We start from the raw sequence: 14284 nt of genomic DNA, 5'->3' as shown, positions 1-14284 counted from the left end.
TTAATAATTACAATGAATAAAATTAGCATTTTATTAACTTTTTGTATTTTTTTGATCAAAAATATGACGGTAAATTTAATCTCTTTTGCAATCATCGTCAAATTCATTTATTTTGTGACAAAATCTGTGCTTAATCCTGCTCCACAATCTGTGGACGATTTAAGATTTCCATAAATTCCTCACCCGTAATTGTCTCGTGCTCATAAAGGAACTTTGAAATCTCATGAAGCTTGTCCATATGACTATTTAAAAGATTCTTTGCCTTTTCATACTGCTTCTGCACAAGAGCTACTACGAGATCATCGATCTTTGCAGCTGTCTCCTGCGAACAGCTCATACTGGTATCTCCACCTAAGTAAACATTATTTAAGCTTTCCATTGCTACCATACCGAACTCACTCATGCCATATCTGGTGATAATTGCACGTGCAAGCTTCGTTGCCTGCTCAATATCGTTTGATGCACCTGTTGTCACATCTCCGAATACAAGCTCCTCTGCCACGCGTCCTCCGGTAAAGGTTGCAATCTTGTTTTCAAGTTCTTCCTTTGTCATCAAATACTTTTCGCCTTCATCAACCTGCATTGTGAAGCCAAGCGCACCTGATGTACGCGGGATGATCGTAATCTTCTGCACTGGTGCAGAATTTGTCTGCAGCGCTGCTACAAGCGCATGTCCGACCTCGTGATACGAAACGATCAGTTTTTCTTTCGTTGAAAGAATACGGTTCTTTTTCTGATAACCAGCAATAACTACTTCAACACTTTCCATTAAATCAGTCTGTGTTGCAAATTTTCTTCCATCACGGACGGCACGAAGTGCTGCCTCATTAACAATGTTGGCAAGCTCAGCACCAGATGCACCTGCTGCTGTTCGCGCAATTGCGTTAAAGTCAACATTATCTGCAATCTTAATCTTTGCCGCATGTACCTTCAAAATATCCTCACGACCCTTAAGATCAGGCAGTTCAACCGGAATACGGCGGTCAAAACGGCCTGGACGAAGAAGTGCAGGGTCTAGAGACTCCGGACGGTTTGTCGCTGCCAAAATGACAACACCCTTAGAACCATCAAAACCATCCATCTCTGACAGCAGCTGATTTAACGTCTGCTCACGCTCATCATTGCCGCCGATTTGACCACTCTCTCTTTTCTTTCCAACTGCATCAATCTCGTCGATAAAAACAATACATGGAGCCTTTTCATTGGCCTGTTTAAACAGATCTCTTACTTTTGCGGCACCCATACCAACGAACATCTCAACAAATTCGGAACCTGAAATGGAGAAGAACGGAACATCTGCTTCACCAGCTACTGCTTTGGCAAGCATTGTCTTACCAGTTCCAGGAGGGCCTACAAGAAGCGCACCTTTTGGCATTTTCGCACCGATCTCACGATACTTTTCCGGATTATGAAGGAAATCAACGATCTCCTGAAGAAGTTCTTTGGCTTCCTCCTCTCCGGCAACATCTTTAAATTTAATACCATCAACAGACTTTACATAAACTTTGGCATTGCTCTTGGAGCCGCCGCCCATGCCAAAGGTCATCATGCTCTCTCCATCGCCCATCTTGCTCATCATTTTTCTGGAAAGAAACCATCCCAAAAGAGCAAAAAGAGCAATTGGAAGAATATAGCTTATCAACATATATTCAAGCATGCCCATCTGCTGAACAATTGGCTTACTAAATACAGCACCAGCTTCCTCAAGACGATTTACAAGATCAGGATCGTTCATTGTTCCTGTCTTGTAAATATGCTCACCACTCTTGTCTGAGAAGGTAATCTGCGTATCTTCTACGCTGACTTCTCCAATGTTCTTTTCCTCGATCATTTGGAGAAATGTGCTGTAATCCGTCTGCTCTACCTGTCGTCTAAACAGATTCGGAAATACAAATGTATTTAAAAGCAAAAACACAATGATGGCAATGACCCAATAGGTCAGCATCGGTTTTTTTGGCCTGTTCGGCCTGTCATCTACTTCCATAAGCACCTCACATTCTGCCTTGGATTTCCAAAGCTTTTGGCATATTTTAGCCTATTCGTATCATACCCCTTTTCATTAGCACTGTCAAGGTGAGAGTGCTAAATTTTGTGTGAAATAAATATGAATTATTCTATTTTTCCGACTGTTTACGTGCTTTTTTTGAATGATCTGTGGCCATTTTTCTTTCGTAATAAAACATATATTGCTGCATGACACCGGCAAATCCTTCGTATTTTTCTACTGGGAAGCTTCCATTATAATAGGTTTTCTGGATTCGGTCAATCCATACATCTACCGGAAATGCACCTATACGATGATATCCAAACAGCGCCACACAATTTGCAACCTTTTCACCAACGCCATAACATGAAAGAAGTGCTTTATGCAAGTCGTCATCACCAAGCATAGCCCATTTTTTTATGTCTAATTCCCCGGATGCTACCTTTTGGGCAGCTTCATACACATATTTTGCCCGATATCCCAAAGAAAGATCCTGCAGATCAGACAAGCTTAATCCTGCTAGCTGCGTTGGCGTTGGAAATGCAAAAAACTTATTTTCCTTATCTATACATGTTCCGCATGTCGTCGATAAGCTTTCCACTGCCTGACGTATTGCTGGAATATTTTTTCTTTGTGAAATTATAAAGGTGATGAGCATCTCCCATGGATCCTGGTTCAAAATGCGGATACCTTTTCCATATGCAAATGCAGACTTTAGATAATTGTCATCCGCATCAATTGCCTTTTCATAACTGCGGTAATCAAAATCCAAATCAAAGTAATGACACCAGAACTGCTTGTATTCCTCTTTGCTGCAAAAGAATATCAGATGGACACCATTCTGGCAAACAAAAACTTTTTTATCTGCAGCCATGACTCGATACCATGCCATGCTTTCACAATTCTCCAAACCCTTGCTTTTGCAAAGCTTTTCCTGCTCCTGCAAAGAAAGTTTATAAATTCTGAAGCATTGTCCACTCTCCATGATCTGTTCAAGGTCAAAGCAATCTGCCTCAACATGAACACATTTTGATTCTATATACTCACATAAATTTACATTCTCACTCATTGATACATTTCCTTTCTGCATGCGACTTTTCACATACAATACCATGATAAAGCAAATGCAAATATATGTCAATTGTGTTACAAACGAAGGGCACCGCCCCTGCATTTGTCATTGCCGAGGCGGTGTCCTGCTTATTAGCAAACTTTCTTTACTGCGTGATTTGTTATGCCTTTTTGCTGCGCAGATACAGCCAGATCAGTGCTGTAAGCATAATTGCTCCGAATCCAGCTAGTGCCATACCAATGGTTCTGCTCATGTCTTCAATACCAAGAATTACTCTTTCAGATGAAGGCGTTGTTGTCGGCGTTTCACTAACCGTTGTTTCCGCAGCAGTTGTTGTTGTATTGGCTGCTGGAGTGGTAACTTCTGGTGTTGATTCTTCATCATCTGGTGAAGGCAATGTTGTTTCTTCTTCTGAAACAGTTGTCTCTTCCTCAGAAACAGTCGTTTCTTCTGGAGATGTTTCTTCCTCAGAAGTCGTTGTTTCCTCCGGTGTTGTTTCTTCCTCAGAAGTTGTTGTCTCCTCTGGTGTTGTTGTCTCAGACTGATGAGGATCTGTCGGTCCATCAGGTTCTGTTTCTTCTTCCTCTTCAGGGTTTCTGACATCGCGAATAAGGTAAATCACATTGCCTGCCTCATCTACTACTTCTTCAATTACATTCTTGCCATTCTCATATTTCCAATCCTGACCTTCTGTAATTTGAATCTTTCCATCGGCAGTCACATTAAACAGAATGTCTCCCGGAATCTTATGATAACCACCAGTCGCCTTATCTTCTCTTAAGATGTATGACTTTCCGCAAGAGAGCTTTAATCCAAAGTTATGAACTTCCTTCCATCTGGATGTCCAGCTATCTACAAGAACCTCACCTTCATCTGTAATTTCATATACACTCAGAATGGTATCATACAATTCATGATCATCTGTTGCACTTACCTTATTTACAATAAAGTCGATGCGACGGGTATCTTCTACTAATAAGACTCCTTCTTCACTTACTGTTGTCGTTGTCTTCTCTGTATCGATACTTCCATCTTCCTTAAGTTCAAAGGTGGTATCTGATGTAATGCCATAACCTTCCGGTGCTACTGTCTCTCTTAGGATGTATGTCTTTCCTGTTGTAAGACCTGTTACTTCGTGGGCTTCATTTGTCGATGTCCACTCTTCTACAACTTCTCCTGTCTCCTTATCGATGAGCTGAATAGTTGCTCCTTCCAGTTCCTCTCCATCGGCAATATCTACCTTGCTGATCTTAACTGATGTGATTGTATTAATCAGGTTGGTTTCACTTACAGTTGTGATATAGCCTTCTACTGGCTCTTCATCTACTGTATAGGTGTAGGCTGTTGATCCATCTTCGCTGTATGCTGGAAGTTCTGTAAACTCATAGCTCCAGTCGTCGGCTGCCGTTACTTTCTTTCTAGCAACTGGCTCGTCGTTACGATTTAGGATTACTGTGATGCTTTCTGGAAGTTTGGTTCCTTCTGGCACTCTCCAGGTCTTGGTTCCTGTGATTTCAATCTTCTCACTCTTTGTGTTGATCAGATCGTATCCATCTACTTCCTTATTGTATCCTGCTACTGGCTCTTCATCTACTGTATAGGTGTAGGCTGTTGATCCATCTTCGCTGTATGCTGGAAGTTCTGTAAACTCATAGCTCCAGTCGTCGGCTGCCGTTACTTTCTTTCTAGCAACTGGCTCGTCGTTACGATTTAGGATTACTGTGATGCTTTCTGGAAGTTCGGTTCCCTCTGGTGCTCTCCAGATCTTGGTTCCTGATACACTTGTGGTTCCTGTGATTGTGTTAATCAGGTTGGTTCCACTTACAGTTGTGATGTAGCCTTCTACTGGCTCTTCATCTACTGTATATGTGTAGGCTGTTGATCCATCTTCGCTGTATGCTGGAAGTTCTGTAAACTCATAGCTCCAGTCGTCCGCTGCTGTTACTTTCTTTGAGTCAACTGGACTTCCGTTACGATTTAGGATTACTGTGATGCTTTCTGGAAGTTCGCTTCCCTCTGGTGCTCTCCAGGTCTTGGTTCCTGATACACTTGTAACTCTGTATGTATTCGTTACAACTAAGGCTCTTACATCACTTTCAACTTCAGGTATATCTGTCATCACAATGTTATAATATACAGATGCTGTCAGCTTGCGTTCAGCATTCATAGATACCACTACTGTTACTAGGTATTCTGTTTCATCATAACTCATTCCAACAGTTGAACCCTTGGTTTCCTTTACAGTGTAGTAATATACGCCTGTATCCGTATATGTGATTGATCCGAAGCTTCCAGTTTCACCTGCCTTTATAGAAACCTTATTGCCAGTTTCTGTTGGCATTGGTGTACCTTCTTCTGCTGCACTTAATGTAAATTCAAAGGCTTCATCTTGATTGTAACCAGTTCCGTCTACTATCTTCTGTACAGAGATAACTGCACTCGTCTCTGGTATCTCATAGATATTGGTCACAGTTACATTTACCGCTACAGTACCTGCTTCTTTGTCAATTGTTCCTGTTGCATTTGTTGTAAGTCTTGATGTATATTCTTCCTCTCCAGTTAAAGCTGTTCCATCAAAATTTACCTCTTCCACAGTATACTTCGTTCCTAATGGAAGACCTGTAAATGTAATAGTTGCATCCTTTACAAGCTCATAGATAGCTGAACCATTTTCAAGTCTTATTCCATTGAAGCTTCCCGTTAAAGGCTTATCTGCTGCATCTGTAAGAGTAACCTTGATATAATAGTGCATACCCTCTTCCATTTCGTATCCTTCAACCTTTTTAGTAATAGAAAGAATACCTGGGTACTTACCATTCTCAATTATATATGCACCATCACTATTTGCCTGCAAACCATGCGCATCAACTACACAATCATTATTTACTGTAATTCTCCATGGTTCACTTGGTGTTACATATCCCGTCGGAGCACTTGTCTCATAAAGTAAGTATTCACCTGGAATCAGTCCTGAGAATGCAACTCCAGTTCCACTAGCATTACTAATTGCTGTTGCAATTGGTAAACCAACTCTAATAAACTGATTCTGGTCATTCTTCACTGCACGGTATAGTGCAAAACTTGCTCCTTCAAGTGGCTGTGGCGTTGACGTTGATGCATCCACCTTGTTGATACTAAACGAAGCTGTTTTCACTTCCTCATCTGCCTTATTTATTACAACAATTGGATTTCCTCCAACACCGGCTAAAACGCCATTATTCTGATAAGAAATAGTATAACCATACAAACTAAACTCTGTTACATAGTAATAAATATCTTCTCCGTCATTTTCCTTTGTCGGTAAACCAGATACTACTGCTGTCCAGTTATTATGACTATCAATAGTTACATTCTGAACAAATTCCATATCACCTGCGGCTAATGTTGCTATTGTTCCATTAACCTTGCCTGGCTTGCTACCATCCAAAATTGAATTATATGTATTGGCTGTAACTACGATACTAATCTTATTCAGTGTGCTACTTACAATCTCGCTATGCGTTACTGAATATACATTTTCAATATTCAGCTCACCGCGATCATCTCCATTGATATACAAACGTGCTGTCATTTGTGTTGAAGCAAAATCCCAGCCTCCCCAGTTCTTTCTCCAGCCTTCATTTAAATATCCTGTAACTGTCAGCTTTGTACCAATCCTATAGTATTCAGTACTTGCAAAAGCAAGCTGCGGACTGCTCATTCCGTTTCCTTTATAGGAAACTTCAACTTCAACTGGCTGAGCATCTGTATAACGATGATGTGTCTTATACAATCCCACTGATATACTGCTCTCAGATGCCTGCATTTCACTGCCATCATGATTCAGCCATACTTTCTGGATTCTGACTGCTCCATCTTCAATCTCATTCTCGATATTTACAATTGCATTTGTGTTGGCAAAATGTACATCGTCTACTGTAATGTCTGCTGTCTCTACTGCTTTTGCAACTGCAGCTTTTAAATCCTTGATTGATTTTCCGTATGTACCTAATGCAAAGTAAAACTTTTCATGTCCTGCTTCAATCTTATATCCACTTGGAGCCTGGACTTCTTCAAGATAATACAATACATTCTCTTCAACTGCAATATCAGTTGCAGCCATCATGTCTTCATCTGTTTTATCAGAAACAAACTTACATCCAGTAACAGGAATTTCAATGTCATTCTGAATCAGTGAAAAACTACCATCATTATATTTATAGAGGTTAAATTTTGCACCACTCAGTTTTTCATCTTCATTTCCCTTTTCTACCTTATAAACAATTAAAGAATTATATTTTGCAACTGATCCGCCAGCACTCTGATTCTTCCACTGTGTACTGATTTCTTTTTTGTAAGAACCGACCAGTTCTACATTATTCTTAATCGTAATTGTTTGTCCTGCGTAATTTGATGTAAATTTAAAACGATATGTATACTCTACAACAAACGCTTCTGAATCAGGAAGTATCATACTAATATTATGTGTTTTCTCATTATACTGGTATGTATAAAAGTTTTTGCTTACAGGTGCACCCTTACCATCAGGTTTGCTCGCATCATATTCATACACAGAAACTATATTTCCTACCAGTGTAATGTCCTGAATCTTCGACTCATCTACATCACATTTCAAAACATCATTCAGTGTAATCTTATTCACATTTGGAATCAGATCTAAACGATTTTTGTTTACTACAATTGTATAGGTGATGTCACTGTTATTCTGGAATCCCTTCTTATCAATAACATCGTCCTCTTCAATTTCTTTTTCCTCAAACAGCACTGGAACAGTTACACTTGCTTTATCTTCACCAGAAGTTGCTGTATTTGTAAAGTATACAAGCTCCTGCTGTGAACCTGACAAGTTTGCGTTGGAAATCTGAATTGCATAATGAATATACAAAACATCATGCTTATAGCTTCCATCTTCATTGACATATACTTCCTTTGGAATAGTAAAAGTCAAAGTTCTGCCATCTTCACTGACACTCATCTGGTTCAATGTTGTCGGACTTGCATTAAATGAATCTTCAACATAAACTGCACCCTCTGGAAGTTTATCTGTAACAGTAAATGTATCGTTCAAATTTCTCTCAGCTGGCTTTATTTCTAACTCGTAATAAAGCTTGCCATCTGTCAAATCACTTTCTTTTACTTCATCAATGCTCGTTTGATAACCACTTGAATATCTTGATACCTTTTTCAGTAAAAATGCGTGCTTTGTATATGTATATGAATCTGTCTTTGTCTGATTGATTGAGCCACTGGCGAAAACTGCTACATTATCATACCTAAATGTTCCGGCCGGATAACTTGCAAACTCAGCTTTTACCTTGTACTCAAAGTTGATCTTTTGTGCCTTTTCAGGTGTAATCGCCTTAAATGTCACCTTAAAGCCAATCATTCCTTCTGCAAATTCATTAACTAATACTCCGTCTTTACCTAAATATTGAATTGTATAATCAGATGCTTCTATACCGTTTACAGTAACTGGTGTTAATAACGACTGTATATGATCCTGATTTAGTGTATCAGTAAGCGTTGCTCCTTCTGCAATACCATCATTCACTGTTACTGTGACTAAATATGGAACTTCAACATATCCGTCTTTCTTAACAACCTGATTTTCATCATGGGTTTTATCAAGATAGCCAATGATACCAATGGTGTCTTCTACTTCTCCCCAAGTATTAGGACCAATTTCTATGCGGTTTACAAGTTTCTTCTCAGCATTTGTTTCATTAGCCAACGGATAATACCTATATGTAATCACAATTTTGTTATTAAAATCGTTCTCAAATTTATATCCGGTACTAAAGAAATTTTCCTTTGTGATTCCAGGATTGCTTCCGCCCTGCACATCAACATAAAAACCTTCAATATCATTGATATCAATTACTGTGCCATCTAACTTAAAAGTATCTTTTATAGTAAGACCCTTTAAATTTTCCTGACTTTCATTGATAGTGACAGTATACTTATAACTTCCATCTTCTTGTTTTTCAGAAGTCTTTTTAATAACATTTCTGCTATATTCTGCTTCTGCATATGAACTATGCTCATTTTTGCCGCTTCTTACATAGAAAGTATTTCCATTCAGCTTAAGCTTTGTTGTAGCTGATGTTGAAAGCAGCTGCTTATTTACTAATGCTACACACGTTATTGTATATTTTTGACCTGCTTCCAACTTTGGAAGTGTTGTCACAAAGCCACCATTTCCATATTGCTCAAATTGAATATTTTCTACATAGTTACCGTTGTTATCCCAAATATAAATACGATCCAGCAAAATAACCTGTTTCATCTGACTGCCTACAACATTATCATCTGAAAAGTAATCGAAAACCTCAATATCTTTGCCTGTTCCCTTTTTAGATGAAATGGTCATTGTATAAGTTACATACCATTCACCATCTCCATATTGAACTACTTCACTCGCCGTTTTCGTAGTCTTTATATCAAACGCTAAGGAAGACGGCTTTATAGTAAATGTTACCTCTCCTTTTCCTGGAAAGCTAAATGTTACCTCTTCTTGAGTTTTCCTTGAACCTACTTTACATTCAAAGAAAAAGTCTCCGCTAAATGATTTCTCATCTTCACTAAATTCCTGGCTGTATTCGAATGTAACAAGACCATTTGCATCAATACTGAATGTTCCGACTGGCTGCTCTGAAGAATCCTTCAATACACCCTCTAATGGCGGATTATCAATTTTAATTACGTCAGGAAGCTGATACTGGATTTTACGTGACTGACTTGTAATAAGTCCCTCTGGAAGGGTATACTTCAAATCAATTCTCGCATTATGGCCTGATGTAATTTCATTCACCTTGACCCATGAGTCTCCTCTTCTCTTACTTATAGTAACATCTTTAATGTAGTCATCTAACCTTGGAATTGCCCCTCCTGCTGTGAGCATTAACCCGTTAGCGCCCCTTAAGCCAAATGTTACTGGATCATTTGATAACAGATCATCCTCATCAGTCTCTGGCTCTGTTTCTTCTTCTGTCACGTTTTCTGTTTCTGCCTCAGTTTCTTCTTCGGTCTCTTCCACTGACAGAATAGTCTCCTCTTCGTCGGTTGTTTCGGCTTCCTCTATCGTAGTTTCCTCTACTGTTGGTTCCTCTACTACTGTTGGCTCTGGTGTAGTAGGTTCCTCTGCTACTGTCGGCTCTGGCATTGGCGCTTCTACTACTGTTGGCTCTGGTGTAGTAGGTTCCTCTGCTACTGTCGGCTCTGACGTTGGCGCTTCTACTACTGTTGGCTCTGGCGTTGGCGCTTCTACTACTGTCGGCTCTGGCGTTGGTGCCGCTACCACTATCGGCTCTGGCGTTGGTTCCTCTGCTGCTGGTGCCACTGGTGCAGGTGCTTCTGCTGCTAGTGCCGCTGCTATAGTGGATTCGACTGTTGTCTCTTCCTCTGGTGTTTCCTCTGATAGCTGACTGGCAATTTCTGTCTCATTGGCATCTGTAATCACAGTTGAAAATCCTGGAATACTGACATTCAAACTAGATACGCCAACAAAAGCTGCTAATGCCGCTGCCGCTATACGCCTTTTGATTGACATTTTTTTCTTTTCTTTCCGCATACTTTTTCCTCCTTTTCCAGCACCAAGGAGTTTCTCTCTGTCACATCATCTAATTTCCCATAAAGACGACACATAAAGAGTCTCCTAATGGTTACTATATTTTATACTGCTCAAACGAGTGTTTCATGTTAAATTTTTACACGTTTTTCATGAAACCTATTCTAATTTTAAGTATACGGTCACTTACACAAAATGTAAATCATACCAAAGTATGAAAAAAGAGCGCACTTTCGTGCGCTCCTTTCAATAATCTAGTTATTACACCAGTTTTTTTATTTTTATATCTGATTACTCTACTGTATATGGCATAAGTGCGATATGACGAGCTCTCTTGATAGCTACGGTCATTGCTCTCTGATGCTTTGCACAAGTTCCGGTAATTCTTCTCGGAAGGATCTTTCCTCTCTCGGAAACATACTTCTTTAACATTGCAACGTTCTTGTAATCGATAACGCCGTTGTTCTCTCCACAGAATACGCAAACCTTCTTTCTTCTGCGAGGTGCTCTTCTCTTCATGGAGGAATCAGTTTTTTCTGCCTTATTGTAAGCCATGTTCTTCTCTCCTTTTTGATTTTCAATCTATCAAGCGATTTTCGCTTTGATTATGGACGTTTTCTCCGTCTGTCTTTGACATCATTAGTTAAATGGAAGTCCTTCGTCTTCTACGCCGTCTGGGATGTTCATAAATCCGCTTGCAACTGCGCTTGCCGGCTCTGGTCTGGACTGAGACATTGCCGGTCTGTAACCGCCATTGTCTGAACCTGCACTTGCTGACTTGCTCTCTGCAAACTCCTGATCCTCAACAATCACATCTGTCGTATAAACTTTCTGGCCATCCTTATTGGTATAGCTGCCGGTCTGAATGCGTCCGGTAACCACTAGCTTTGTTCCCTGATGAAAATATTTCTCAGCGAACTCTGCTGAACGGTCAAATGCTACACACTGAATAAAGTCAGCTGTCTGCTCACCATTGGATGTATTTGCGCGTCCTCTGCGATCTACAGCCAGTGTATATCTTGCAATAGCCATCTGGCGTTCTCCCTGTGAGTAACGAACTTCTGGGTCTCGGGTAAGTCTTCCCATTAAAATAACTTTATTCATAGTTAATAACCATGCCCTTTCTAAAATGCTTAAGCCTGATGCCTAAGCGCCCTGCTTACGCTTCCTGCTTAACGCAAAGATATCTGACAACCGGTTCCATAATGCGGATGTGTCTCTCAACTTCACCTGGACACTCTGCATCACCATCAAACTGGATGAAGTAATAGTAAGCCTCTTTAGACTTCTGAATCTCATAAGCCAGTCTCTTCTTACCCCAATCATCAACGTTGGTAACAACGCCGTTGTAACGGGTGATGTAGCCCTGTACCTTCTCGATTGCTGCAGCTCTCTCTTCTTCCTCAAGCTTTGCACTTAATACAACTGCTAACTCGTACTTATTCATGTTTTCTACCTCCTTCTGGTCTCTGGCCCTCCACCTACTGGAGAGCAAGGATATGATATTACATCACAGTTTTCAACTTTACCATATCTGCAAAGAAAATGCAAGCACTTTTTTATAAAAAAGTTCACTCGTTCAGATGTGTTCGTACAAATCCCATGCTTGCATGAGGATTGGACGAATCAGCTGAACGAAGTGAACGCCCGTTAATGAACAAAACAAAGTTTCGAAGCAACGAAAACACGTTAGTGCGGTTTTGTGAATGGGCGTTCCGTGAACTTTTCTTGGACTCTCATTCCGCCTTTTTAATACTTTTCGTGTTTTTCTCTACAAGCTTTCTAGGCACCATGATCTGGTGATCGCATCCACAGCAGCGAATACGAAAGTCTATTCCAACACGCAAAACTTCCCATTCCTTGCTTCCGCATGGGTGCGGTTTTTTCATGATAATTCTATCTCCAACCTCAAAATCCATTTTCATACTCCTAAGACAGGCCTGTAAAAGCTTACTCTACTGCCTCTGAAAGTGCCTCTCCTATCTTTCTTTTTATAATCAAATCTGCTATGCCATCCCTCACTGTCGCTGCCATATTGATTAAAACAAGCTTGTTTCCCCGGTAATAATCAATCAGTCCTGCTGCTGGGTATACTGTCAGCGATGTTCCGCCTACAATTAGCATGTCAGCCTGACTAATATAGCGCACAGATTGCTCCAATGTCTTCTGATTTAGACTTTCCTCATACAAAACCACATCCGGTTTAATGATTCCTCCGCAGCTACACTTTGGCACTAACTCTTTCTTTTCCATAAGATCTTCCAGGCTATAGAATCTGCCGCAGTGCTCACAATAATTTCGAAGTACGCTTCCATGAAGCTCTAGCACTTCCCTGCTTCCTGCCTTTTGATGCAGACCATCAATGTTTTGTGTGATCACTGCCTTTAATTTTCCCTGCTGCTCCAGCCTTGCAAGCGCTTTGTGCGCTGCATTTGGCTGTGCATTTGGAAACAGCATTTTGTTTCGATAAAACCTAAAAAACTCCTCTGGCTTTTTTTTGTAAAAGCTGTGACTAAGAATTGTTTCAGGCGGATAGGCGTATTCCTGATTGTACAGACCGTCTGTGCTTCTAAAATCCGGGATATTGCTCTCGGTTGACACGCCTGCCCCTCCGAAAAATACAATGTTTTTGCTTGTCTTTATCCATTCTTTTAAAAGTTCCATCTCGTCTGCCATAAAATCACACCTTTCTTAAATCAGACCTTAATTTAACTTAAATCCCTTAAGCAATGCGCCAAGACCTGTTGCTGCTGCACCGTTATCCTCGTACTCAGCTGGTCCTTCCTCCTCTACCTCACGGCTTGTAAGCTCAGCTGCCTCACGGATACTTAAGGAAATCTTATTGTTCTCGATCTTTATAATCTTTACCTTAACCTTATCGCCTTCCTTTAATACCTGACTTGGATGCTTTAATCTTCTGTCACTGATCTGTGAAATATGAACCAGTCCTGTAATTCCATCACCAATATTTACAAATGCACCGTAATCCTTTAACTGTTCAACTGTTCCTTCCATAACAGTGCCAACTGTATACTTGTTGATCTTCTTGTTCTTTTCTTCCATAACTTTCGCCAAAAGAAGCTCCTTTGCAGACAGAACTACTCTCTTTGCTCCCTCATCCACTGATATTACCTGAACATCAAGCTCCTTATTTAAGTAATCTGCCGGCTCCTCTACATATTCTAATGCAAGCTTTGATGCCGGGATGAATCCGCGCACGCCTTCTACATAAGCTACACATCCGCCATTTACAGCACCTGCCACCTTTACATGGTAAACCTTCTTTGTTTTCTGTGCTTCCTGCAGTTTATCCCATGCCAACTCCTCAGCTGCATCCTTACATGAAAGAAGCATATTTCCGGCACCATCATCTGTCTTTACAACTGTTGCAGTAAGTGTATCACCAACTGCGACATTTTCCAGTACATGATATGTTGGATCATCACTTAACTCAGTCACTGGGATTCTGCCTGGTGCATAGTAATTAAAATCAATTGTCACATCCTGATCATTTACATCGATAACTGTTCCTGTCACGATATCACCTGGACGGATTCTGCGATAGGATGCCTCAAGTGCCTCCTTGTAATCCTCCATTGTTTCAGTTGTTCCCATAGTTGTATTCTTTTCTTCCATGATCTATTCTCCCTTATTATTTAAT

Annotated in this window: 9 protein-coding genes; all 9 read right to left on the bottom strand. The window is 40.3% G+C overall.

Going from position 1 to position 14284, the window contains the following annotated elements:
• Positions 1-130: 130 nt before the first annotated feature.
• The 9 genes from ftsH to LKD48_RS06000 all read right to left on the bottom strand — a co-directional run bounded on the left by ftsH (position 131) and on the right by LKD48_RS06000 (position 14259).
• Entirely contained in the window at positions 131-1984 is a 1854-nt protein-coding gene (ftsH, locus tag LKD48_RS06040) for an ATP-dependent zinc metalloprotease FtsH (RefSeq protein ID WP_262536249.1), read from the bottom strand.
• Positions 1985-2114: 130 nt separating this feature from the next.
• Positions 2115-3053, bottom strand: coding sequence for a DNA-3-methyladenine glycosylase family protein (locus LKD48_RS06035; protein WP_308731515.1), 939 nt, complete (start codon positions 3051-3053; stop codon positions 2115-2117).
• 163 nt (positions 3054-3216) lie between these two features.
• The gene (locus tag LKD48_RS06030) at positions 3217-10626 is read right to left on the bottom strand and encodes a Cna B-type domain-containing protein (RefSeq protein ID WP_308731514.1); all 7410 of its coding nucleotides are present in this window, start codon (positions 10624-10626) and stop codon (positions 3217-3219) included.
• A gap of 288 nt (positions 10627-10914) precedes the next feature.
• On the bottom strand, positions 10915-11178 hold the full coding sequence (gene rpsR, locus LKD48_RS06025; protein WP_066561531.1) for a 30S ribosomal protein S18: 264 nt from the start codon (positions 11176-11178) through the stop codon (positions 10915-10917).
• An 84-nt stretch (positions 11179-11262) separates the two neighbouring features.
• Positions 11263-11727 carry a single-stranded DNA-binding protein gene (locus tag LKD48_RS06020; RefSeq protein ID WP_066561530.1) on the bottom strand — a complete coding sequence of 155 codons (465 nt, stop codon included), beginning with the start codon at positions 11725-11727 and terminating at the stop codon, positions 11263-11265.
• Between the two features lie 55 nt (positions 11728-11782).
• The gene (gene rpsF, locus LKD48_RS06015) at positions 11783-12070 is read right to left on the bottom strand and encodes a 30S ribosomal protein S6 (RefSeq protein WP_118612583.1); all 288 of its coding nucleotides are present in this window, start codon (positions 12068-12070) and stop codon (positions 11783-11785) included.
• Positions 12071-12359: 289 nt separating this feature from the next.
• Positions 12360-12548: a DUF951 domain-containing protein gene (locus LKD48_RS06010; RefSeq protein ID WP_118612584.1), complete on the bottom strand. Its 189-nt coding sequence runs from the start codon at positions 12546-12548 to the stop codon at positions 12360-12362.
• A 25-nt stretch (positions 12549-12573) separates the two neighbouring features.
• Positions 12574-13299: an NAD-dependent protein deacylase gene (locus LKD48_RS06005; protein WP_308731513.1), complete on the bottom strand. Its 726-nt coding sequence runs from the start codon at positions 13297-13299 to the stop codon at positions 12574-12576.
• Between the two features lie 27 nt (positions 13300-13326).
• Positions 13327-14259 carry a S1 RNA-binding domain-containing protein gene (locus LKD48_RS06000; RefSeq protein WP_308731512.1) on the bottom strand — a complete coding sequence of 311 codons (933 nt, stop codon included), beginning with the start codon at positions 14257-14259 and terminating at the stop codon, positions 13327-13329.
• Positions 14260-14284: the final 25 nt, after the last annotated feature.

The sequence above is a fragment of the Anthropogastromicrobium aceti genome, from assembly GCF_020687335.1.
GTDB lineage: Bacteria > Bacillota > Clostridia > Lachnospirales > Lachnospiraceae > Anthropogastromicrobium > Anthropogastromicrobium aceti.
This window is presented reverse-complemented; position numbering and strand designations above follow the sequence as displayed.

Excerpts from the sequence above, each read along its gene's own strand:
- rpsF (WP_118612583.1), bottom strand. The coding sequence starts at position 12,070 with ATGAATAAGTACGAGTTAGCAGTTGTATTAAGTGCAAAGCTTGAGGAA.
- rpsR (WP_066561531.1), bottom strand. The coding sequence starts at position 11,178 with ATGGCTTACAATAAGGCAGAAAAAACTGATTCCTCCATGAAGAGAAGA.
- LKD48_RS06010 (WP_118612584.1), bottom strand. The coding sequence starts at position 12,548 with ATGAAAATGGATTTTGAGGTTGGAGATAGAATTATCATGAAAAAACCG.
- LKD48_RS06035 (WP_308731515.1), bottom strand. The coding sequence starts at position 3,053 with ATGAGTGAGAATGTAAATTTATGTGAGTATATAGAATCAAAATGTGTT.
- LKD48_RS06030 (WP_308731514.1), bottom strand. The coding sequence starts at position 10,626 with ATGCGGAAAGAAAAGAAAAAAATGTCAATCAAAAGGCGTATAGCGGCA.
- LKD48_RS06000 (WP_308731512.1), bottom strand. The coding sequence starts at position 14,259 with ATGGAAGAAAAGAATACAACTATGGGAACAACTGAAACAATGGAGGAT.
- ftsH (WP_262536249.1), bottom strand. The coding sequence starts at position 1,984 with ATGGAAGTAGATGACAGGCCGAACAGGCCAAAAAAACCGATGCTGACC.
- LKD48_RS06020 (WP_066561530.1), bottom strand. The coding sequence starts at position 11,727 with ATGAATAAAGTTATTTTAATGGGAAGACTTACCCGAGACCCAGAAGTT.
- LKD48_RS06005 (WP_308731513.1), bottom strand. The coding sequence starts at position 13,299 with ATGGCAGACGAGATGGAACTTTTAAAAGAATGGATAAAGACAAGCAAA.